The sequence below is a fragment of the Streptomyces sp. NPDC060209 genome, from assembly GCF_042728155.1.
In the GTDB taxonomy this organism is placed as follows: Bacteria; Actinomycetota; Actinomycetes; order Streptomycetales; family Streptomycetaceae; genus Streptomyces.
This window is the reverse complement of the sequence record NZ_JBHWZS010000127.1, coordinates 1-22,396: the sequence shown is the minus strand read 5'-3', so window position 1 is coordinate 22,396 and position 22,396 is coordinate 1. Positions and strand designations below refer to the sequence as shown.

Here is a 22,396-nt window from a genome sequence, read left to right as displayed (position 1 = left end):
ACCCAGAACACAAACCGTTTTCGGATCAAATAGGGTGCCGCAATGAGATTGCGCGGAATGGTCATCGCATTTTTCGTGGTCCCGCTAGCGTGGGGAGTGATCACCCTGCTGAGGGCCGGGGCGGCCCACGGCGGCCCGGACTGCCCGTGGCTCCAGCTGGGCGAGGACGGCGAGGAGCACCCCGGGCAGATGCGGCAGGGCTATACCTGCGTGCTCGACTACAACTACCACGGCGGCGATTCGACCGGCACGGCCACGTATCGCCAGCGCAAGTACGCCCAGGAGGTGAAGCGCGGCGAGCTCCTGGGCCAGGGCCTGCTGTACACGTTGTACGGGGCGGCGGGCACGGCCACCACCGTGATCGCCACCCGGTCGCGACGCTAGCCGCGCCCTTATTGTGCGGATGTGGTGCCCACCCCGCCCACCGTCCTGGACGAGAACCCCATGAGTTTCTGATCAATAAGAGCACCTGGATACCAAGCCCACCTTTGCCCCCGATATGGAGACTGTACGTGCCCGAAAGGAAACCGTGGTGCTCTCTGATGTGAGAGCGACAAGCAGGTTTCCGTCAGCCTCCCGATGGGCTGCGACGCTCTTCTGCGCTGGAGACGTCCACCCCCTGATGGACAATTCCTGAACGCCGTCGAAGACGAGGTAGAACGTGAAGGAGTTGAATTCCCGACCCGCCCATTCGGGTTTGATTCGAGCGGGGGTTTGGTGGGTCTCGAACCCCAGAGTGATGCTGTCGCCTCGTTCATCCGCGAGAAGGTGGAAAAGGTCACTACTGCCCAGATCGGGTACTTCGTCGAACAGCGTGTAGATCGCCTGCGGATTGCTGAGGAGATTTCCCCATTCAGATGCGCTCATAGAAGGTGCTTTCGTAGGTGTTGGGCACTGAGGTGAATCTATGTGCGTCGAGTGGGCTCAGAAAGGCGTGACGGCCTTCGTCCGAGCCGTCCTTGGTGCCGCGAAAGGCACTGATGTGGCCGATGGTAAGGGTGTCGCTGGCGGTGAACGAGAAATTGATTCGCTCTGCAACGATGGATGTCAGCAATCTTCGTTCGTCAAGTGGCGCGAGACTGATGTCGACCAGGTTGCCTGGAATCCATCCGTCCGTACACAGGTCATGTACGGCCAGGAATTGCAGATGGATCTGCAGGGTGTCGTGATCGACTCCGGTCCACTCGGCTGCTGGCCTGTCCGGAAAGCGAGGAAGGTCGATTCGCATGGTCAGCGTAGGGCCACGCCAGTTGAGGTGAAACGACCTCAGTCTCACGGACTGCAGCGAGGGGACGGTGGAGTAGAGAGAGCTGAGAGGCATCGGATTCTTCACCAGGTCAACCCAGTGATTTATCGTAGTAATAGTGTTCCTCGGTTCCTGGTATTTGACCGTTCCGCGTATTCTCGAACGGTCTCACGTGTACGTGCGGTCCTTGGTATCCAGGTTCCCCGGGCTTCTGGTGCCCGAAATGGTGATCCTGGAAAACAACTATATCCCCAGACGATGTGCCGTACCATTCTTCCGTGTAGAAGATGGGTTGATGATTTTCATCCATCAGCTGCTTTCCGCCTTGCCACTCCGGGGTGGTGGCTTTGACGAATTCGTCGACCTGAAGCGGTTCCGCCCCCTCGGGTACGCCGGCATCTTTGAGCGCCTTACTCTTTGCTTCAGTCAGAGATACCGGTGGGCACGGACCCAAGCCCAGTGGGTCGGCCCACGTATGCGGGTTCCTTACGTATGAAACGGGGTTGAAAGCAGGTGCGAGGCCGAGTGGATCGACTGTGAGGTACCGAGAGGTCTCGGGGTCGTAATAACGATGAAAGTTGTAATGCAGGCCGCTTTCCGGGTCGAAATATTGACCCGGAAAGCGCAGTGGTGTGTAGGCTGCGCTGTCAGCGGCCCAGCTCGTGGTGCCCCAGAGCGTGCTGCGAGTATGCCAGGCGAGCGAACCCGACTCGTCGATGAGCTCCGTCGGCGTGCCGACCAAGTCGGTGACTATGGCGAAGAACCGCTCGTCGAAAGATTCTTGAGACTCATTCGCCGAGAATACTCGTTCGGTTTGAGTGAGCGGACGAAAGCCGTCGTGATCCCAGGTCAAAGCTATTGAGATTCCCGGCGCCCCGGCGGAAGTCGTCTGTTCACACAGCGTGGTCCCGTCCCAGGTGAACAAGATCTGCTCGGCTACGGATTCCCCGTCCTCAGCGTAGCGTTGCTTTGCGATCCTTCGGCCCAGCGGATCATAGGAATAGCGCCAGTGCGTCCCGTCGGGTGTAATTACCGAAGTGAGTCGGTCCTCGGCGTCCCAGGAATAGCGCCACGTGTCCGGCTTACGGGAGAGACGAGGGGCCTGACGCTGAATAATGCGGCCTTGTGCGTCATGCGTATAGCGAATGCGCCCGGCTCGGACGATGCGAGTGCCCGAGTAAACACGCTCACCCGATGCTTCCTTGCTGGGATGGGCGGAGGACCAGTTCGCCTCGGTCTGATTTCCTGCTTGGTCATAGGCGTAAGACTCGGTCCAATTGGACGCGTGGACGGCGGTGACCCGACCTGCCGGGTCTACATCGAAGCGGCGTTCATCTCCAATACCACCGTCTATGCCGACGAGGTTGCCATCGCTACGGTAGGTGTACGCGCGGTGGCGGAGCACTTGGCCGTGGGCAGTCACCTGCTGACCGGTAAGTCGGCCCGCCGGGTCGAACTCGTGCGTCAACTGGGTCGTGTCGCCGACGAGACGGCTGACCTCGCGGCCAAGAGCATCATGAGTGAAGGCCAGGGTCCTGCCTGATGCGGTGAGCGTCAGGGGGCGTCCGGCCGCATCGTAGGACCAAGTGGTTTGCGCGCCCGAAGGCGTGGTGCGTGAGGTGCGACGGCCGAGCACGTCGTGGCCGTGCGTGAGTTCACGACCGTTCACAGTCTCGCTCTTGAGACGGCCGTGGCGGTCCCGCAGGCGGCTGAGCGTTATCTCCGGACCGACTGCCCTCGCGATTTGGTCGAATATGTCGTACTCGTACGTGGTCACAGCACCGTCCGCATCTTTGCGGATAAGCTGCCCGACCTCATTGTGTTCGTAGCGGATCGTCTGACCGAGGCCATTGGTGCGTTGTGTCAGTTGGCCTGACGCATCGCATGTGTAAGTAAGCGTGCGACTGTCGAAATCCGTCTCTGCTGTTAGCCGACCGGACGGATCATACGTATAGGTCCAGTTCAGTCCAAGCGGATTGGTGACTTGTGTCAGCCGCAAGTTGCTGTTGTGGACGAATTCGTAGCGTGCGCCGTCTGGACCGGTGCGAGCCGTCATGAGATCGAAGTGGGTGTACTCGAAGTGGGATGTGCCGCCCTGTGCATCCGTATGCGTAAGGCAGTTCCCCTCGCCGTCGTACGTCCACGACTGGGAGCTGCCATCCCTGTCGGTGCGGTGGGAGAGTTTGCCTTCGACGGTCCATTCGAAATGGGTGACATCGCCGGCGGGGTCGGCTACAGCGATCAGACGGCCGAAACCGTCCCGTTCATAGCGCGTAGTGGCTCCCAGCGGATCGACTGCTTCGGCGGGGAGACCGGCTGCGTTGCACCGCAGGGTGGAGCGCTGTCCCAGGGCGTTCTCCACAAGCATGAGATGCCCTGCGGAATCATAGGAGAATTCCGTCTTCGCACCCGAAGCATCGGTGACAGAGGTCCGGTTGCCGCGTTCGTCGTAGGTCTGCCGAGTAGTAGTGCCGTCCGAGCTCTTGATGCTTACGGGCAGATTCAGACTGTTGTAGTCAGCCGATGCCTCGCGTCCGTCGGGTCGCACCACGACAGTAAGCCTGCCTCGGTCGTCGTACACGGACCGGCTGGTGTGCCCCAGGGGGTCAGTGGTCGATAGCAGGTGGTGATACCTGTCGTACTCGTAGCGGGTAACTGCGCCCATGGGGTCGATCTCGGCGACGACCTGGGAGCGGTCATTGATCACGTACCGGGTGGTGTGGCCAAGGCCGTCCGTCATGGACGTCATGCGCAGGCCGGTGTCGGGGTCGGTGTCGTCCCAGGTGAAGTGGGCCTCGAGGTGGCCATGGGTGCCGGCCTGGTAGATGCAGCGGTCGTGTTCGTCGTAGACGTACTCGTACCGGCTGCCGTTGGTGTCCGTCCACGCGGTGATACGACCCAGCTCGTCGCAGTCGAAGCGCAGGGGCTTCCCCGAGGAGTTGGTGACCTCGGTGAGGTGACCGTCGGTGTAGCCGTAGCGGAGGATCTCCTGATCGGTGCCGTCCGCTCCGGCGCCCGCCAAGTGGAGGGCGGTGACTCTGCTGTCGTGCGTGGTGAGCTTCAGGTGATAGCCGCCGTGGTGCACGATCGAGGTCGGAGCACCTGCCTCGTCGTGCTCGAAGGCGATCCAGCGGCCGTTGCGGTCGTCGATCTGGGCCAGGAGCGCCAGGCCTCCGGTGGGCTGGTCGACGAAGTGCCGGACCTGGCCGGTTTCCGGGTCGGTGATGGTGTAGCCGTCTGCCACCCGGTCCAGGGGCCAGCGCCGCCCGTGCGTGGGCATGACGGGGGCGCCGGGTGCTGGGTGCGGGTAGGCGAGCAGGCTTCCCTCGTTGCAGCTGAAGACCACGCCTTCGGCGTCGATCTCCAGGCGTTGGTCGACGGTGCTCGACCAACCGGTGCCGAACCAGCGGCCGGCCCGGTGCGAGGAGTCGAAGACACGCTCGAAGACCAGGGGCAACGAGCCCGGCAGCACGATGTCCGTCTGTGGGAGCAGCATGCGCCCGGTGGCGACGTCGATCGGGTCATTGGCGCATTTGACCTTGCTGCACTGGTTGGCATTGGAGTCGGGGGCCTTGTCGTGGCCTTGCCGGTTCTTGCCCTTGGGGTTCTTAACCAGGTCTTTCATCCCGGCCCGTAGGCCGCCCTTGATCAGGCCGCCGCCCTTAGTGCCGAACAGTTCAGGGACGAGCCGGCCGAGGAATTCGGAGGGGTCGCCCTTGGCGGCGTCCCAGGCGTTCTTGAGCGCGCGGTCGGGGTTGGCGACGGTGGAGGTGAGGCCTGCGAGCGTCATGTTGACGCCCTTGTAGTACTCGGCCGGGTGGGTCAGGTTGTACGGGTCCTGCGGGTTGACCGACCGGACGAAGTTCACCAGCCCCGCGGTGCCCTTGATGACGCCACCGCCGAAATGCGCCAGCTCCATGCCCTGGCCGACCCCGTAGTCGATGAGCTCCTGCTTCGCCCGATCCAGGCCGGTGGGCTCCTTCGGAGCGTGCGCCATCGCAGCGGTGATCGCGCCCTTGGCCGTCTGGGCAGCGTCGTCACGTGCGCGGCGGGCGCGCTGCAGGATCTCCTGAGCGTGCCGGCGCTTCGCCGCGCCCGGATCGGAGAACTTCCCCGGGTGCGGGAGGGGGTGGTCGGTGTTGCGGACCGCGTTGTACGCCTCGGCCTTCTCCTTGAACGCAGCTGCCGCAGTTTCGTAGTCCTGCTTGCCCTCCTTGTAGAGAGCGATGGCCTCACCGGCCTTGCCCTGCGCGCTGGTGACCACCCCGGCGAAAGTCTCCAAGGCCTTGGCCGCGTCCTCGAACGCGTCCGCCGCCCGCAACCAGTCGGTCGGCAGCGTCTGGAACTTGGCCCGGAACGCGTCGGCGGCCTCACCCTTCCAGTGACCGGAATCCAGCTTCTTCATCCCGCCACCGACAAAATCGAACGCCTTTTGGAAGTCGCGGAGGTTCTTCACCGCCGCACCGATCTTCTCCGGCCGCCCGTGGATCAGCTCGTCGGCCTCCTCACTCTGACCGAGCTGCTGCTCCCTGACGTCGGCGCCCAGCGACGAGGCGGTCTCATCGCCCCAGTCCTCGACCTTGTCCGCCCACTCATCGGCACCGACCTTCTCCAGACCCGAGCCGAGCACATCTGTGCCCTTGTCGACGCCCTTGCCGACGATCTCCTTGCCCTTGTCGACCACGTCGCCGGCACCGTCGTACAGGGCGTCGCCCCACTTCCCCCAGTCCACCATCAGCGACTCTCCCCCCACCGCGGCTGCTCAGCCTGATCGATCGTCTCCTGCGATGGATCCAGCCGCTCCCGCAGCCGCTCATCCGCAGCGTCCCGCACCTCCGGGTCCATCAGCCCGTTGCGCTCCATCGAGTCGAGCGCGGCGTCCTCCACGTCGTAGGCGGTGTCCTTCCAGGTCTGCTTCACCTCGGCGTGGGCCGCGTCCCATGACTCGCGGCTGTAGTCCGGGTTGTCGTAGGCGGACTGGGTGCTGATCGTGTCCCAGCTCATGCCCTTGACCTCGTCCTCGGACGCATGAGGATTCCCGTTCAGGGAGTTCACACCGATCTTGATCGAGTCCTTGACGTACTGCTCCTGCTCCGCATACGAGCCCGCCGACAGACCGACACCGAGGGCGAAGCCGTTCCCCTTCTGCGTCAGGGCCCGCACACCCCACTCCCACCGGTTGCAGAACGTCTCGAACTCCGACGTCAGCCCGCCATGCCCCAGCTCCAGCCCCGACAACACAAGATCCGAGAACCCCCGCCCCACCGACGCCTCACCGATGAACCCGAGCTCCTTCAACTCCGCATGCGCCAGATTGATCCCCTGCGCGATCTGGGCCAACGCCTCCGGCGGAACCCGAAGATCCGCGTTCTCCCCGCTCACTGCATCCCCCCGAGATCAACCGCCACCGCATCCGGCACGATGCCCACCACCGGCGGGAACAGCATGCCGTCCGTACTGCCCGCGTCCAGCGCCACCCCCGCAGGACCCGGCAGCAACGGCACCATCACATCCAACAACCGCGCACCCAGAACGGCCTGATACGCCCACTCCCGCCCGGCCTCCCCACGAGCCGACGCAAACCGGGCCAACGCCTCCTCGTCCGAGAAGGCGCATATCCAGCGCACACCGTTCTGCTCCGCCGACCACAGGTCCCCGTTGCCATCCAGCGGCGCCAGCACCGCCGTACGCCGAAACTCACCCAGCAACACAGCAAACTCACGCCGAGCCGCCCGCACGCGGACCGCCGCAGCGTCAACCGGCGTCGTAGAGCCAGGTTCCGGTGCCTCAGGCGACTGCGTCTCGTCTGCAGGCCAGTCCGCCAGTTCGGCTAGCTTCGAACGGCGCGCCGGCGGCTCTGCTATGTCATCCCCGTTATCGAACACGTGTCGAATGCTGTCACGACAATCTTCCCAGGAGCAACGAGCAAAAGTGGCCAGCCGGTCACGCCGTGGCCGCACCTACACAGCAACCGGCCATACGGACGCCCTCAAATAGCACGCAGCCTCGCCGCGATCCTGGGCAGAGTGAGTCATCGGAGGCTTCCTCCTGGGCCGCCAGGCTGGTAAATATCCGGGGTCCCGCATCTAAGACAGGCGTAACCGTGCACGATGGCGTACGGCCGATGCAGTCGGGCCGCGAGCTCTGCGCGGTGGTGTCCGGGCGAAGGCCGCCGGACGGCTTCCGTGGTGACGAACGTGTACTGCGAGAAGCGGTCGGACGCGACAACCCCCGTCGGGGCGCTGGGAGCGCCCGACGATAGCGCGGGCTGATCAGGTGGGAGCATCCCCGCGTCAGTGGGGAGCACCCGCTCACGCGGGGCGTCACGTCGGTGATGCAGGGAGCATCCCCGCGGGCGCGGGGAGCACTCTTACTGAACTGCGAGTTTGCCATCCGAGAGCGTCGTTCTGCATGACTTTCACCCAATCCGACAAAGCAACCATTTCACCCCAGCGACTCAGAACATGTCGCCTTGGCTGCATCAACGTCCAGCTAGAGCATTCCCGCCCGCCGCCTGCCGAGCTCGGCTTCAGCCGGGTGCCGGGCCGGGTCGGTGGTGGACCGGGATGTCTGGAGGAATGCCTCGAATTCGTCTGCCGCTCCCCTACGTTCCTGAGGCAAGGGCGGCGGCGCCTCGTGAGTCCCAGTGGCGCAGGCGGCCAGCTGAAGGCGGGGAGTCAGCCCGTACAAGGCGTTGATCCAGTCGACCTCTGCGAGCTCACGCCCCGGCACCTGCTCGCCTGCGTACGTACGGATCCAGCCGACATACAGAGCCGTCAGGTGCTCCGCGACGGGCAAGTGGCGGTACCAGCACGGAGGGATGCGGTTGTGCAGTTCGAACGTGGTCCGCAGCCAGTCGACCCATTCCGCGAGCTCACGAAGGCGCTCCTGCCGCTCCGCCGGATACATGGCGGACCACACCCACCGCTACGGCTCGGGCTGATCCTCCGGGGAATGGGTGGGCCACAGGGAGGCCGGGTTGCCGTACGGATCAGACACCGGATCAGACATGCGTGACCGTCTTCTCGTACCCGCCCGAATCGGGGCCGGGGGCGGCCAGCAGCTTCTTGAGGTCCTTGTCGCGGAAGGTGAGCCGCATCCTGACCTTGATGGGCGGTTGGTTGGAGTACTGCGCGATCGCGGTGAAGTCCGGCAGCTGCTGCAGGGAGTGAACCGGGGCGAGGTCCGTCTCGGTCGCCGAGGTGTTCGTGGAGTACTCGCCGCGCGAGCGGCCGTGGGAGGTCTTCATCACCTCGGTCCGCCCGTACAGGCCCGAGAAGTAGCGAAGCGTCTCCAGGTCTCCGCAGCCGGGCAGCAGCATCCGCAGGCCGCTCGCGGAGAGCACCGTGTTGGACTTCTGGGTGCCCAGCCGGTCCCGTAGCTGGGAGAGGTCGTGCCACACCGTCAGGACGTCGATGCCCATGCCGCGGCCGGTGGTGAGGATGTTCGGCAGCCTCGGGTAGCGCAGCATGTTCCCGGCCTCGTCGACCATCAGGCCGAGTGAGGGGTCGAGGGGTTTGCCTGTGCTGTTGTAGCGGACCTCGGCGCCATGAATGATCGAGGCGATGACGGAGGTCAGCAGCGGGGCGAAGCGCTCGGCGTCGGCCTCGGAGGCGATCAGGCAGACGGTTCCGTTGCTCTCCAGGAGTTCTTCGACGGTGAAGTCGGTGCCAGAGCAGGTCTCACGGACTTCCTCGTCGGCGTAGACCCGGGCGAGCACGTTGAGGGTGAACTGGATCGAGCCGATGCCGTCTTCGTGGAGCCGTAGCCAGGGGGAGGCGTAGTCCTCGGCGACCTCGTTGTAGCCGTGCTGCATCAGGACGGCTCGGACGTGGTCGACGGCGTCTTTGCCCAGGCCGAGCCACCTGCGCATCGCCGGCACTCCCCCGCTGGACAGGTTCGCGGCGAGCAGGACGCCCTTGAGGACGCTTTTGGCCTGGTCGACCCACGGCGCGGCGCGCTTGCTGTCACCGGAGGAGGAGGCCTCGGCCATCCACGACGCCATCCGGTCGGCAGCCTTCGCGTCGGTGCAGTAGTCGACGGGGGACCACTTCTGGGTGGGCCGGCCGGGGATGCCGGCCGGGGCGATGACCCAGACACGGACGAGCACGGCCAGGACGAATACGGCCGTCAGCCCGTAGAACAGCCAGCTGGGAGGGGCAGGGGTGAAGGCCGATTCGGGGCCCTTCGCCAGGGACTTGAGCACGGTGGCAGGGATGCTGTCGGTGCGGACGGCCCACCCGCGCCCCGACAGCACAGCCGCGGCAGGCGCGGCCAGCAGCACCGCGCCGCCGACAGCGGCAGCCGCGCCGATCCCGTAAGCGGCGAGCAGCGTGTTGTCGTCCAACCCGGCCATGGACGAGCCGGTCTTCTCCGCCGCCATCATGCCCCCACTGTCTTGGGTTCGTTCTGTTCAGAGGAGTGCCGATGACCTGCGAGGCCAGAGCGGACACGGTCCGCTCGAAGACGCGATGAGTCCGTCGCTTTGTCGAGCCCTCCTCGCAGGCCTGGCGGACGCCGCTGGATGTCGAGGACGTCGAGCACTTCGCGTACTTCGAGCAGGAGATCGTCGATCACTGCGCGCTCTCGATGGCCGCGACCAGGACCAGGCTGCCCGATGGACTCATCACGATGTCCCGCGCGGCCTCCGTGGAGTTCGCGTACTCGTCTTCGGGGCCGCTGAGGTCCACGTCCTGTGACGACGTGCCCCGGTTCCTCGTCGAACTCCGTCGGTCCGGGCGGTGCGGGGGCTAGTCCTTCCTCAGCGGCTGGAAGGAGGAAGGAAGAAGCTAGACCAGGCCCACCGAGGTCTCCTCGTCCACCGAGGTGTGAACCGCCCGCACCGTCGAGCGACCTGCCGGTATCGGAACGGGGGCCTGGTCCGGCATTCCACCGCCGTTCGGGCGTGCCGGACGATGCCGACCTCGCGCAACAAAAGCTATACCCAGAGCCCCTGGGCTCCACCGATCGTACAAATGACCGGTTCGAACCCACCAAGAAGGTAAGACGGGCAACGGAGAGGCAAGAGCCCGCAGGATCAAGGTGCGGGACAGCTCGTTCTTGGGTTATTCGGGGGCCGGGCAGCGTTCGGGGTCGTCGGTCCACACTTGGGCAGGTAGAGCCCGCGGTCGACCAGAGCGGGACCGCGGGTGGTGGCGTAGGCGGCGAAGACGCCGATCTGGGAGTTCGCCGGCCGGCGGTGCCGGAGTACTGCCGTTGCACCCGGCTGAGCTGATGCCCTTTCTGACGAGTTCGGTGTCGTCCGCCCCTGTGCCTGCAGCTGGACGCGGACGTGATCGAGCGTGTCGTGTCGATCCCGCCCAGGCCGGGATCGGCACGATGTCCGCGCGGCAGGCGGACGGCCGGCTGGACGCCTTCTTCTGGTCCGATGGGCTGCCGACCGCGCGGTCAGGGCCTCTCGGAGAGGTCCGCGATCCGGCTGGTGGCCCTGGAGGACATTCTGGTCACCAGCTCCAGGCGGCCGGCGGGTCCACGCGCTACACGGGCGGTGACGGAGTCGGGGGCTGCCGGACGCCGGAGTCGCAGCAGAGGGCGGGCGTATGCCGCCCGGAGCGAGGCAGGATCCCGGGGCCGTTGGACAAGTCATTCTGGTCGGTTTCTATGCTGATGTTTTCCGCGCTCGAAAGGTTTGTGTGATGGTCCTCTCCCTCCTCCGCGGCAGGCGATCCAAGGCGGCCTCCGGTGGGGGTGCGAGATTCGCTCTTCCCGTGCCGCCTGGGGCCGGAACCGTCACCTGCGAGGTCGTCGACCCCATGGGACAGCCGCTCGGCGGCGCCGAGATCACGGTCACGTCCCAGAAGTCGGCCCGGACGGTAGCGAAGGGCACCACCGACCTGTTCGGCATGTTCGTCGCGGCTCTACCCCCGGGTGAATACCGCCTGCTCATGACGGCCGAAGGCATGCAGCCGGCCAGCTGGGCTTTCGATATCGCCGTGGGCGAGACCCTGTCGATGGGCCGCGTGCAACTGGACGTTGCTCAGCAGCTTGAGCCCCCGGCACCCGGCACCTGGCTCTTCGATCCTCCGCACACCGCGATCCGCTTCATCGCCAAACACGTCGGCATGGCCAATGTGCACGGCCGTTTCACCGCCTTCGAAGGCGGTATCCGGATCGCACCCTCCGTCGAGGACTCCCAGGTCGAGATACGCATAGATGCTTCGAGTATCACCACGGGCAACAAGACCAGGGACAACCATCTGCGGTCGGCCGACTTCCTCGACGTGGAGAACTACCCCTACCTCCATTTCGTCAGCAGGCGCTTCACCTACCGGGGCGGCAACAACTGGACCGTCCAAGGAGGGCTGACGATGCACGGGGTCAGCCGCTCCGTCTCCCTGGACACGCAGTATCTGGGCGCCGTCAACGGCGGTTACGGCGAGGAGCTGCGCTGTGCGGCCCGTGCCACCGCCGAGCTGCACCGCGAGGACTACACGTTGAACTGGCGCAACATGCTCGCCCGCGGCATCGCCATTGTGGGGCCCACGATTCAGCTGGAGCTGGACATCCAGACGATGTTCCAGGGCCCCGACACCCCCACGCCTCCGGAGTGACGGCCAGTGTGGGCGCCCTGCCCCGGCGGGGGCCCGCCTGATCTACGCGGCGGGAGGGCCTGCCTCCCGACAGGGCCCGAAGTCACCCCGACTGACTCCGGGCCCGCTCCGTCGGGAGCATTGCTCATGACCTGCGGATCGGCCCCGGGTCGGAGGCGAATGCGTACCTTCCCGAGTGAGCGACTTCTGGTCATCAAGTAGGCCGACGTTGCATCGTCGGCCGGTGGTGGTGGCGGTGGCGCGCGCAGGCTCTCCGGCAAGGCCGAACACGACAACGATCGCTGCACACACTTTCTCCATCTCTCTTCACGTAATGGTCACAAACCTCGGTATGCTCCAGGACGCTACATTCGCACCAAGAGGGGGGATCCTCATGCGTATCCGTCATGCCTTGGCCGCCGCGGCAACTGCCGCTTCGGTCATCTCGCTCGGCCTCGTGGCCGGCGCCCCGGCCCAGGCAGCCGAGTACTCCTCGGCCCTGAAGATCAAGGGTGTCCAGTACGACGCCCCCGGCAGCGACTCCAACAAGTGCTCCGGCGGCAACACCGCGAACGAGTACCTGACGATCAAGAACTACTCGCGCACCGCGACCGTCAATCTCAAGGGCTACGTCGTCAAGGACGCCGCCGGCAACAAGTTCACTTTCAAGGCGACCCACAACCTGCAGCCCGGCGACTACATCAAGCTCCGCGGCAACCGCGGCACCGACTCCGACGCCAAGAACGTCGTCTACCGCCAGAACTGCAACTTCATCTGGAACAACGACAAGGACACCATCTACCTGTACAAGCCGTCCGGCGCCCGCGCCGACGTCCACTCCTACACCAAGAAGGCCAACGACCGCGACGGCAACGGCTACATCACCTACCACGGGTAATTCCCGTACAGCTGACGGCACTGACCTTGCTAGGCCAACAGTCCCGCCGCAGCAGCCGGTCTGAGAGCAGTCAGCCTCGTTGACCAGCGGCACTCGACGGTGTTCAGCCCGGCTCCCCGGACCGAGCGCCCGCACCTTCGAGTGCCGTCTCACGTCCCCGCCGGTGACGGTCAGTCGCGCGCTGGAGTCTGCGGGCAGTCGGAAGCAGCCGCAGCGTAGTCTGCGAAGTCCACGTTGCCAAGCGCCAGGTCCGCCTGGACGCCGTGCACCGCGGCGGGCAGGGGGGTACCTACTCGACTGAAAGAGCCCCGAGGGTGTCAGGAACGTCGAATGTCATGGCTGGGTGAGGATCCGGGTACGCAGAAGCGTGAACGATGCGCGGCCGTACATGGATCGTTTGAGGGTTTTGACCCGGTTGACATGGCCTTCGACTACGCCGGAGCTCCACGTGTGGGTGAGTCCGGCGGTGACGGCATCCAGGTCCTGGCGGAGGAAGCCGGCGAAGCCGCTCATCGGTTTCGAGGCGTCTTGCTCGGCTTGCCGGATCCATTCGAGTAGGAAGGTTCCACGTCGGTTGCGGACCAGGTCGGTGAACGCTCGCGCGAGATCGCAGGCCCGGGTGATGTCCGGGCAGGCGAGCCGGACTTCGAAGAGCCTTTCCTGCTGCTGGTCGGTGAGGGTCTCGCGAGGGCGCATGATCCAGCCGGTGATCTTTCGAGGGCTGGGGATGTCGGCCCGCACGGGTTCGACGTTGCCGGCGCGGAGGGCGGCGAGGTGTTTGCGGACGACCTGGCGGCTGCCCCGGTAGCCGCGTTCTCGAATTTCCAGAAAGAGGCGGCTGCCGCTGACTTGGCCGAGCGACTCGGTGAATCGGGTGTTGAGGTAGAGCTTGAACGGTTCCAGCACAGCCGCCGTCGGTCACTACGCTGAGCATGGGCGTACCTTCCCGACCCGCGCTGCAACGCGGGCCTACTCGGAGACCATCAAAGGATCATTCGGGAAGGTACGCCTTCCGCGTGCCTGCCGGAACTGATCCACAGGTCTCCAGCATTGCTCGGGGCCGGCTGGCGTGTTGACTGCACCTTCCTCGACTCTTCGTGCGCCTGCCGCATGTGAGGCGGCCGGCCTCCGCCCGCTTCCCGGGGTCGTTTCGAATCCGCAGGTGTGGTGTGCCGGCGAACTGGGGCGCAGCTGCCGAACGGCCCGGCGCCTCTGTCGGAGGGGTCGGCTACTCTCCGGCCATGGATCTGCCCTACAACACCAGGCCTTCCGCGGAGGAGATCGTCGCCGCTGTGCCCGGACTCGCACCGTATGCGTTGCCGGCCGTGGTACTGGCTCCCGAACCGGGGGAACCGACTGCCCGCCAGAGTTCCGTGGGTGGGCCTTTGCTCTGGCCGGCCGACGAGGGCTGGCCGTACTGCGACGTCCCGGACGATAAGTCCGGTTCCGGTACACCAGCGACCGCCATGGTGGCGGTGGCGCAGGTGTACCGAAAGGATGCTCCAGGCGACTGGTGGCCCGAGGACAAGGATGTGTTTCAGCTCCTGTGGTGCCCCAACGTGCACTGGGATCCGCCGGCTCCGCACGCCGACGGCAGCCCGGTCGCGGAGATCCGCTGGCGCAACAGCGCGGACGTGAGGCGAATACTCGCGTCGCCCCCACTGCCCGTACGGCAGGAGGACCCGGCCTACGGATACACCCCGGTGCGGTGCACGCTCACCCCCGTACCCCTCGTCGACTTTCCACACAGGACGGCCCTGCGGGACGAAGAGCTCATCGGGTCCGTACAGGAGTACGTGGAGGCGACCGGGGACGGAAGCGATGTCATCACCCGGGTGGCCGGGATCAAGTTCGGCGGATGGCCCACCTGGCACCTGACCGACCCTTACGACATCCAGTGCCTGACCTGCAGCGCCCCGTGCCGCCTGCTGTTCACCGTGGCCAGCGACCACAGCACCGGGATCACGGTCGGCAGGTGGGGCGACTTCCGGATCTTTGCCTGTCCAACCGGGGAAGGGCATGGCTACCTCTTCGACCAGCACTGATCCGCCCTCGCGGGGCCCCTCAAACCACCGCGGGACCCGATATCGCAGGGTAGTAACTGACCAGTGGCTCTGTCCACGAGAACGGATTCTGGCTCAACTTCTGTGATCTGGGCACTTCAGGAGGCGACCGGGCGGCTCCTGAAGTAGGTCGAGTATCAAGAGTTCGGCCTGATGGCTCGAGTCGCTATCGACCACCCCGGGGCAGTCATTGCCCTCGAGTAGGTTCTGCCGTTCGGCCCGGCAGATGGGCCGCCAAGCTGAAGGACTCGTCATAGTGAGCATCTACCTGCACTTTCGCGCCGTGGCTGAGTCCGAGATCCGGGACGACCACACCTGGCTCGCTGCGTTCATGTCTGAGGCTTGGGAAAACGACGACGCCGAGTACGCCGCGGGCATCGCCCACTCGATCAACAAGGGCTGGGACGCTGTCAACGACCTCTACGCAGCCGCCGATGCCCTCCATACAGACGCCGACGAGCCCTGGAATTTGCCGATCTACGGCGGTCGCCCGGTACCCCACAGCGCTGACGCCGATCCTTCCGATCGCCCGCTGATGCTTCTGGAGCCGTCTGGGGTGTCACAGGCCGCGCGTTTCCTTACGACTGTCTCTTTCGACGAGCTGTGGAACGTCGTCGACGCCAGGTTCAGCGCCCTCGGCTGGACCAAGCATGAGCACCTCGAACATCACAGGGACCTCCAAGAGTTCTACGGGCAGGCGGCTTCGGCAGGCCACGCGGTAGTCAAAGCGGTATGGGCTTGAGTCGTGGCCACGTGCTGATCACAGCCATTCGTTGATGGCCGCGACCAGCACGGTCGCCTCGTACCAGACGGCGAGTTTGTCGTACCGGGTTGCGACAGCGCGGTGCCCTCTTGAGCCGGTTGATCCCGCATTCGCCATTCGACCGCGCCGGGCCTTACGGTCTGTACCGCTTGACACACCGACGCGGCGGCGTCGTGCTCACGAAAGTGCGGTCTACCACGCCCGTCGCCCGCCCCTTCCGTGCCGTCGCTCCCCCGTCATCAGGCCGTGCGTCGTGAAGCGGCCCATTCTTGCCCGCAAGAGGTCAGGCACCCGCGGTCATGGTGTCGGGCCTCAGTTCGCACGGCTTGATGCCCGGCTCGGCCAGTGGCAGTGGGGAGGACTAACGGCTGTGTGTCTGCTTGCTCTTCGAGCGGTGGACCGCGGCCTTCAGCAGAACGTCCACCAGTTCGGTCTCACTGGTCGTGGTGAGTAGCCGCTTGGGCACGATGAGCAGGCCGGGCTTCCAGCCGAGGCGACCGGTCACCACGTAGACCCGCTCCGTTTCGTGGTAGCGGTTCATGGTGCGCCACGGCACCTGCATCAGTTCCTCGGAGCCTCGGGAGATGATGCAGCCGGCGGCGTCGATGACGGCCTGCTTCTCCCCCGTGGCCTGGTCGGCACGGAACATACGGCCGGCGAGCATCGGGGGCAGGAACAGGCCGAGCGCACCGTAGATAAGGGCGAGCATCAGCAGACCGGCGTTGAGCGGGTCGCCGTGACCAACTGGCTTCAGGCTCAGCGCCATCATAAGGACCGCGGCCACGACGATGAGCCACCGCAGGTATCGGAACAACCCGGTCGCTGCGAGGGCCTCGTCGAACTCCTCCCGCGTCAGGATTCCCTTGTAGGTGATGGTTGTCTGCCGTATGTCGTCCACGGGCGCGGAGCCTACAGGGCCGCGCCTGACCCGCCGGCACCTGGTCGGGAACCGGAACCTGAGTCTGGGAGTTCGGCATCAGACCTCAGGTCAACTGGCGAGCCTTCCAGAATGGACGCGTGCTTCTGCCCTGTTTTTGAAGGATCCTCCACCTGAGCTGCGGATGGCGAGGGCAGTGGGTTCTGTCAGTCGCCCTCCTCGTAGTTCATGAACCAGTGCGTGTCGAAATAGCGGGCCATCGTGAACGGGTGGTGCGGGTCGAGGAGGATGCGACAGACGAACTGCGCAGTCTGGTACTCGAAGCGGACGTCATCCTGGCCGTCGAAGGACCGGACGACGACAGGCCAACGGTCGGGGTCGTCGCCGTCAGCCCGCCAGCAGTACACGTCCTCGTGCTCCGTGCCTGCCCAGATGAGCAGCCCGTCCTCCTTGAGCGATGTCCACGGCTCCTGGTTCAGGCTCAGATACGCGTCGAAGGCGCCCTCGCCGAACGTTTGGACCATGCGCTTGTAGTCGGTCGGGAGCGCGGTGCCCAGGCGCGACTCCACCTTCGCCCAGTGCACATCTGGCCGCTGGGCGGGCTGCGTCCAGCCGGTGATCCGTATGAGCCGCTCAATCCAGTCGACGTTCCCGTACTCGTCCGGGGCGACCGCCAGAAGTTCGGGCACCTGCCTCTGAGCGACCACCAGCATCGGTCGCCCGACGCCTTCGTCGTCTCTCGCCGTGCCCGTTCCGACCCACTGATTCCCGTATGCCCACGCCCGTATCTTCACCGCCCGGTCCCCGAAAGGGGCGAGGAGAGACGCACCGCTGGAATCATCAATCGTCGGATCGGCGAAGCCGTCAAGGACGAGCGTGCGCGGTGCGCCATACCTATCGGCGAGCAGGTCGGCCAGAGCTTGCGGGTCCAGATCGCCGGGCAGGTACATGTAGCCGTCTGCCGGGCCGAGCTGAGCCAGCAGATCGTTGACAGTCGTCTGCGTGAGCTTCATGCAGAACAGTGAAACGCACCGCTCTGACAATGCGCAGGACGAGGACCCAAGACGACAGCCACCCAGCTACTGCGTCCCGCCGCACGGCGAGACATCGGCTACGGCGGCGTCCCCGTTCGGATCCGTTCGTAGCGCAGCGGGTGGCGCCACACGCCGTGGTCCTGTGACACGTCGGCGCTGATCTCCGCGACGAGGACGGGGTCGACGAGGAGCGGCTCCAGAAGGGCAGTGAGGTGGTCGGCGAGATCGCGGACCGGGCCGGGTTTCAGCGAGGTTGTCTTGCCGCCCAGGCGTAGGCGGCCGGTGGTGTCGTAGCGGCCCAGCAGCAAGACCTGGGGGCGGCGCAGAGAGCCGGTAACGCCTCCGATGAGGGCTTCGGTGGTGTTCCTGCGGCGGACCTTCGACCAGCCGCGCACGCCTGGCCGGTAGCGGCCCGTCAGACTCTTGATTACGACACCTTCGACGCCGGGGACCTCGGTCCACTCGTACAGCCACTCATCCGCGATCGCCGGGTCTGTGGTCGAGGGGCAGAGCGTCCACGGCGGTGCCAGCCGGTACGAGGTGAACAGGGCTTCCAGGACCTCGCGGCGGCGCGCGAACGGCTCATCCAACAGCTCCCGGCCGTCGCTCTGCAGAACGTCGAACGCGATGAAATGGGCGGGCATCTCGGCCGCCAAGGCTCGAGCGGTGCGGCCGGCGGTCGCACGGCGCTGCAAGGCGGTGAAGCTGAGCTGCCCGTGGTGGTCTCGTCTCGGTCCATCTGCCCGGACCGGACCGAGCCGGTGTCGTCCAGCCGGCCGGGGGAGGCGCGGACACAGGCGCGACTCCTGTGACGATCTTTCGGGTCCGGGATCTGACAGATCTCCAGGAGTCGCGCCCGTTCCGCGACCGACACTCCGCTCCCCCCGCGCAAAGCGGACCGAACCTCATCAAAGGTCGACGACCCGGGGGCCGCGCCACTGGATTGCTCACACACCGTCAGCGAACTCGGACAAAAAAGTGCCCCGAATCGACCATGCCGGATATGCGACTTCAGTTGACGGTGTGACAGGTCAGTGATTAGAAATTCCACCGCCTGACCTATGCACGCGTGCGTTTCGGCAGGTGAAGCACGAGTGAACCGGCAGGCAACAGCCGTGCCGGCGCCGCGGCGCGCCCATTTCCGCCGAAAAGGCGGTGGGCGTCGATGAAAGGGATCGCGTGAAAGCCAGATACGGGCGGGCGATAGCCTGCCTTGTGGTTGCGACAATCGCCGGAAGTATGGTGCCACAAGTCGCTCACGCGGCACCAGTTTCGGGCGATGACGGCGAGGGTATTGTCGATACCTTCTCCGGCTGGTTCTCGGACGACGACGAAACCCGAGCCCCGGAGAAGCCTCCCGTCGGCGACGCCTCGGTGCGCCCGAGCCGGGAGAAGCTGCCGAAGGGCAAGGCGGCTCCGAAGGCGAAGCGCGTCGGGGAGCTGACGGCTCGGCGTACGGCGAACGAGCGGTTCTGGCGGTTGTCGGACGGCCGGGTGCAGGCCGAGGTGTCGGCGACGCCGACCGGGTACCGGTCGGGGAAGTCGTTCAAGGACATCGACCCGACGGTCACCGAGACCGATGCCAAGGGCTTCGCCCTGGCGAACACGACGAATGCGGCGCGCAGTTGGTTCGGCACGGACGCGGACCGGCTGCTGAAGTTCGAGGCCGACGGTCACACGGTGACGCTGGGCCTTCAGGACGCGGGCAAGCTCAGCCCTGTGGCCGAGGGCAACACCGTGACGTACAAGAACGCGGTGGCCGGCGCGGACCTGTCCTACGTGGTGGGTCCGGGGCAGGTGAAGGAGAACATCGTCCTTCCCAAGCGCCCTGCCGGTCCGGTGTCGTTCACGTTCACGCTCGACGCGGGCGGTCTGACGCCCAAGTCGGGCAAGGACGGCTCGGTCATGTTCTACAGCGACGCACCCAACCCGGTGCTCGTGATCCCGGCCGCGTTCATGACGGACGCGAAGCGGAACGCAGCCGCCCCCTACGGTGCCGGTTACAGTGCCGCGGTCGAGCAGAAGCTCACCAGGTCCGGCAAGGACTGGAAGCTTCACGTCACGCCGGATGCCAAGTGGCTGGCCGCGAAGGAGCGGCAGTACCCGGTCACCGTCGATCCGACGATCACGATCGCGCCGACGCCGACGACCGCCCAGGATGTGATGATCTCGTCCGACGGTCCGGCGTCGAACTACGACGACAACTGGCGCCTGTCGGTCGGCAACACGAGCACCGGCTCCTCGCGCGCCCTGATCCGCTTCCCGCTGGGCACCGTCCCGGCCGGCACGAAGCTGGATTCGGCCGATCTGAAGCTGTACTACGACCAGACGCACACCGCGGGTGACACCGAGGTGCAGCTGGAGGCGCACCGGGCCACGCAGCCGTGGACCGAGGACCGTGCGACGTGGAACAGTGCCAGCGCCATCACCGGTGAACTCTCCGGCACCTCCGTCGTGGTCGATGACGGTGATGCGGGCCGTACCGCCGCCGTCGGTGCCTGGCCGGCGTCGGGGAACACCGCGTACACCCAGTACGCCACGAACCTGGACTACCTCTACAACAAGGACACGGTCGCCGGGGACACCTACACCTGGCAGCCCAGCCTGCCGGAGGACGGCGACTACCAGGTCGAGACGCACTACGTCCCGGCCACCGACCGTGCCACCAACGCCCCGTACACCGTCACCTACAACGGTGGTTCGAAGGCGTACACGGTCAACCAGCAGGCCGGCACGGGCGGTGTCTGGAAGACGCTGGGGACGCACCCGTTCAAGGCGGGAACCCTGGGCAAGGTCGTCCTCGGTGACGGCCCGGCGTCCGCCTCCACCACCGTCCTCGCGGACGCGGTCCGTTTCACGAAGGGCGGTGTGGTCACGAAGAAGCCCGGTGAGATCAACACCTGGCACACCTTCCCCGTGACCAAGACCGTACAGTCGTGGATCGACGGAACGAACACCAACAACGGTTTCGTCATCAAGGCCGGTGACGAGTCGGCGAACGGCCCCAAGGGCGGCCCGCGATACGAGGGCAGCGAGTTCGCGTACGCGGGTGAGTCCGCGACCTACCCGAAGCTGGTGCTGACCTACGGCCGCCAGGGCGTCGACCTCGCCGCCCCGACGACCGTCCACGACACCGGCGCCGAGCTCAACTGGTCGACGTACGTCGATCCGTCGGCCGCGAGCACGGATGACGACCTGGTCGAGTACCAGGTCCACCGCTCGATCAACCAGACCTTCACCCCGTCGGCCGCCACGCTGGTGTCCCCCATCGCACCGGGCACCACGTCCTTCACCGACACCACCGCGGTGCCGACGAAGGCGGACGATCCCGATCCGCTCGGCCGCGCGTACTACTACATGGTCGCCGTCAAGACCAAGGACCGCCAGGTCCTGGGCGCCCAGACCCAGCTGGTACGCCTCCCCAAGGCCGGCCGCACCACGAAGGTACTGGAGGCATCGGCCGACACGACCCTCTCCTCGGCCGAACCGTCCCTGGCACACGACACCCTCACCGACGGCGGACCACAGAACTGGATCTCCGCCGGAAACAACTCCCTCACCTACGGCGACACCCGCGCCCTGCTGAAGTTCCCCCAGCTCGGCATCCCCGCCACCGCACGCGTCCTGGACGCCACGGTACGGCTGTGGGGCACCCAGACCAGCCAGGACACCACCGGTGCGATCTACGAACTGCGCCCGCTGACGCGGGACTTCGACGAGACCGCCACCTGGGTGAAGGCGAATGCCGCCACCAGCTGGACGGCACCGGGCGGTGACGTCGGCGCGACCGTGTCCGACACCGGAGCCAAGACGAACGACCCGGCACGGCACGACTGGAACGTCACCTCACTCGCCCAGTCATGGGTGACCACCCCGACGTCCCAGAAGGGCGTCGCCATCAAGATGGCCAACGAGGCCGTCGCGCAGGAACGCACCCTGTTCCTGTCCTCCGAGGGCGCCGAGGCCAAGCTCCACCCGAAGATCGTGGTCACCTACGTCGACTCGACCACCGAGTCGACGTACTACGCGCCGAAGACCCCCGCGCGCATGACCCCGAACTCCGACTACACGGTCGACTTCACCCTCACCAACACCACCGCGGCGACGTGGAACACGGCCGACCACGTCCTCAGCTACAGGTGGACCCTCCCGGACGGCACCGACGTCACCAACGGCGGCAACCAGGTCCAGACGGCCCTGCCGTCGAACGTCGTCCCCGGTGGCAGCGTCAGCCTGCAGGCGCAGGTGAAGACGCCGATCAACTCGGACAACGGCAACAAGCGCACCGACTACGTGCTGACCTGGGACGTCTACAACAAGACGACCGGCACCTGGGCCTCCGGCACCGCCGGTATCCCCGGCCTCCAGCAGAACGTGGCCGTCGAGGACCCGACCTCCAACAGTCTCGGCATGGAGAAGTTCTACGCCTACGCCGGCGCCAACACCGGCTCCGCGTCCTCGGTGATGAACAACCTGTCGTCCGGCAACACCGTCTGGTCGTACGACGCGTTCGCGAATCCGGGCCGCGGTCTGGGGACCTTCGCCCGGTTCGCGTACAACAGCCAGGACACCTCGGACACCGTGCTCGGTCACGGCTGGTCGGGTCAGCTCGCCGGTCCGGTCCGGCTCGGCGCGCCGCTGGACTTCCACCCGAATCCGAACCCGACGGAGGTCCGCCTCCCGGACGGCGACGGCACCACCCACGTCTTCCGCAAGCAGCCCGACGGCTCCTGGAAGGCCCCGGCGGGCGTCCACTACAAGCTCACGGCCAAGCCCGGCCTGGACTGTACGCCGGACAAGGACCCGATCCCGGACGCCTGGACGCTGATGCGGCCGGACGGCACGCGGTTCCTGTTCGGCTGCGACGGTTACATGACGTCGATCGTGGACAACAACGGCAACACGCAGACGTACACGTACGAGGAGCGGAAGTCCAACAACAAGCCGACCAAGTTCCTCAAGTAC

17 protein-coding genes and 1 pseudogene are annotated in these 22,396 nt (G+C 65.9%); 6 read left to right on the top strand and 12 right to left on the bottom strand.

Annotated elements, in window-relative coordinates; translation table 11 throughout:
• The first annotated feature begins 42 nt into the window (after nucleotides 1–42).
• Nucleotides 43–384, top strand: a complete 342-nt coding sequence (locus ACFWFI_RS23335; protein ID WP_387393512.1) for a hypothetical protein — start codon at nucleotides 43–45, stop codon at nucleotides 382–384.
• Between the two features lie 72 nt (nucleotides 385–456).
• On the opposite strand, the gene ACFWFI_RS23330 is transcribed toward ACFWFI_RS23335, so the two are convergent.
• The 8 genes and pseudogenes from ACFWFI_RS23330 to ACFWFI_RS23295 form a co-directional block, all read right to left on the bottom strand.
• The gene (locus ACFWFI_RS23330; protein WP_387393509.1) at nucleotides 457–867 is read right to left on the bottom strand and encodes an Imm50 family immunity protein; all 411 of its coding nucleotides are present in this window, start codon (nucleotides 865–867) and stop codon (nucleotides 457–459) included.
• Nucleotides 854–1,321 carry an Imm50 family immunity protein gene (locus ACFWFI_RS23325; protein WP_387393517.1) on the bottom strand — a complete coding sequence of 156 codons (468 nt, stop codon included), beginning with the start codon at nucleotides 1,319–1,321 and terminating at the stop codon, nucleotides 854–856. Before ACFWFI_RS23325 ends, ACFWFI_RS23330 begins: the two co-directional genes overlap by 14 nt.
• Before the next feature lie 16 nt (nucleotides 1,322–1,337).
• Nucleotides 1,338–5,981, bottom strand: a complete 4,644-nt coding sequence (locus ACFWFI_RS23320) for a putative T7SS-secreted protein (protein ID WP_387393506.1) — start codon at nucleotides 5,979–5,981, stop codon at nucleotides 1,338–1,340.
• Entirely contained in the window at nucleotides 5,981–6,628 is a 648-nt protein-coding gene (locus ACFWFI_RS23315; protein ID WP_387393503.1) for a hypothetical protein, read from the bottom strand. Before ACFWFI_RS23315 ends, ACFWFI_RS23320 begins: the two co-directional genes overlap by 1 nt.
• Complete coding sequence (locus tag ACFWFI_RS23310; protein WP_387393500.1) at nucleotides 6,625–7,131, bottom strand: SseB family protein; 507 nt, start codon at nucleotides 7,129–7,131, stop codon at nucleotides 6,625–6,627. Before ACFWFI_RS23310 ends, ACFWFI_RS23315 begins: the two co-directional genes overlap by 4 nt.
• A gap of 607 nt (nucleotides 7,132–7,738) precedes the next feature.
• Nucleotides 7,739–8,155: a hypothetical protein gene (locus ACFWFI_RS23305; RefSeq protein ID WP_387393497.1), complete on the bottom strand. Its 417-nt coding sequence runs from the start codon at nucleotides 8,153–8,155 to the stop codon at nucleotides 7,739–7,741.
• Between the two features lie 94 nt (nucleotides 8,156–8,249).
• Nucleotides 8,250–9,632, bottom strand: a complete 1,383-nt coding sequence (locus ACFWFI_RS23300) for a type IV secretory system conjugative DNA transfer family protein (protein ID WP_387393494.1) — start codon at nucleotides 9,630–9,632, stop codon at nucleotides 8,250–8,252.
• Between the two features lie 694 nt (nucleotides 9,633–10,326).
• Nucleotides 10,327–10,488 (bottom strand): annotated as a pseudogene (locus ACFWFI_RS23295) (transposase); the annotation flags it as partial.
• A gap of 414 nt (nucleotides 10,489–10,902) precedes the next feature.
• Here ACFWFI_RS23295 and ACFWFI_RS23290 point away from each other — a divergent pair.
• Nucleotides 10,903–11,817: a YceI family protein gene (locus tag ACFWFI_RS23290; RefSeq protein WP_387393491.1), complete on the top strand. Its 915-nt coding sequence runs from the start codon at nucleotides 10,903–10,905 to the stop codon at nucleotides 11,815–11,817.
• Nucleotides 11,818–12,190: 373 nt separating this feature from the next.
• Nucleotides 12,191–12,694, top strand: a complete 504-nt coding sequence (locus tag ACFWFI_RS23285) for a lamin tail domain-containing protein (RefSeq protein WP_387393488.1) — start codon at nucleotides 12,191–12,193, stop codon at nucleotides 12,692–12,694.
• Nucleotides 12,695–13,027: 333 nt separating this feature from the next.
• Here ACFWFI_RS23285 and ACFWFI_RS23280 read toward each other — a convergent pair whose 3' ends face one another.
• Nucleotides 13,028–13,600, bottom strand: a complete 573-nt coding sequence (locus ACFWFI_RS23280; protein ID WP_387393485.1) for a transposase — start codon at nucleotides 13,598–13,600, stop codon at nucleotides 13,028–13,030.
• A gap of 335 nt (nucleotides 13,601–13,935) precedes the next feature.
• On the opposite strand from ACFWFI_RS23280, the gene ACFWFI_RS23275 reads away from it, so the two are divergent.
• Nucleotides 13,936–14,739, top strand: a complete 804-nt coding sequence (locus ACFWFI_RS23275) for a chromosomal replication initiator protein DnaA (protein WP_387393482.1) — start codon at nucleotides 13,936–13,938, stop codon at nucleotides 14,737–14,739.
• A gap of 274 nt (nucleotides 14,740–15,013) precedes the next feature.
• A complete protein-coding gene (locus ACFWFI_RS23270; RefSeq protein ID WP_387393479.1) occupies nucleotides 15,014–15,499 on the top strand; it encodes a DUF1877 family protein in 486 nt (161 codons plus the stop codon).
• Nucleotides 15,500–15,881: 382 nt separating this feature from the next.
• Here ACFWFI_RS23270 and ACFWFI_RS23265 read toward each other — a convergent pair whose 3' ends face one another.
• From ACFWFI_RS23265 to ACFWFI_RS23255, 3 genes are all read right to left on the bottom strand, one after another.
• A complete protein-coding gene (locus ACFWFI_RS23265) occupies nucleotides 15,882–16,418 on the bottom strand; it encodes a hypothetical protein (protein WP_387393476.1) in 537 nt (178 codons plus the stop codon).
• 185 nt (nucleotides 16,419–16,603) lie between these two features.
• On the bottom strand, nucleotides 16,604–17,410 hold the full coding sequence (locus ACFWFI_RS23260) for a hypothetical protein (RefSeq protein WP_387393473.1): 807 nt from the start codon (nucleotides 17,408–17,410) through the stop codon (nucleotides 16,604–16,606).
• A gap of 98 nt (nucleotides 17,411–17,508) precedes the next feature.
• Nucleotides 17,509–18,228, bottom strand: coding sequence for an ATP-dependent DNA ligase (locus ACFWFI_RS23255; protein WP_387393515.1), 720 nt, complete (start codon nucleotides 18,226–18,228; stop codon nucleotides 17,509–17,511).
• Nucleotides 18,229–18,670: 442 nt separating this feature from the next.
• On the opposite strand from ACFWFI_RS23255, the gene ACFWFI_RS23250 reads away from it, so the two are divergent.
• Nucleotides 18,671–22,396, top strand: a 3,726-nt coding sequence (locus tag ACFWFI_RS23250) for a DNRLRE domain-containing protein (RefSeq protein WP_387393470.1), incomplete at its 3' end; no start/stop codon positions are given.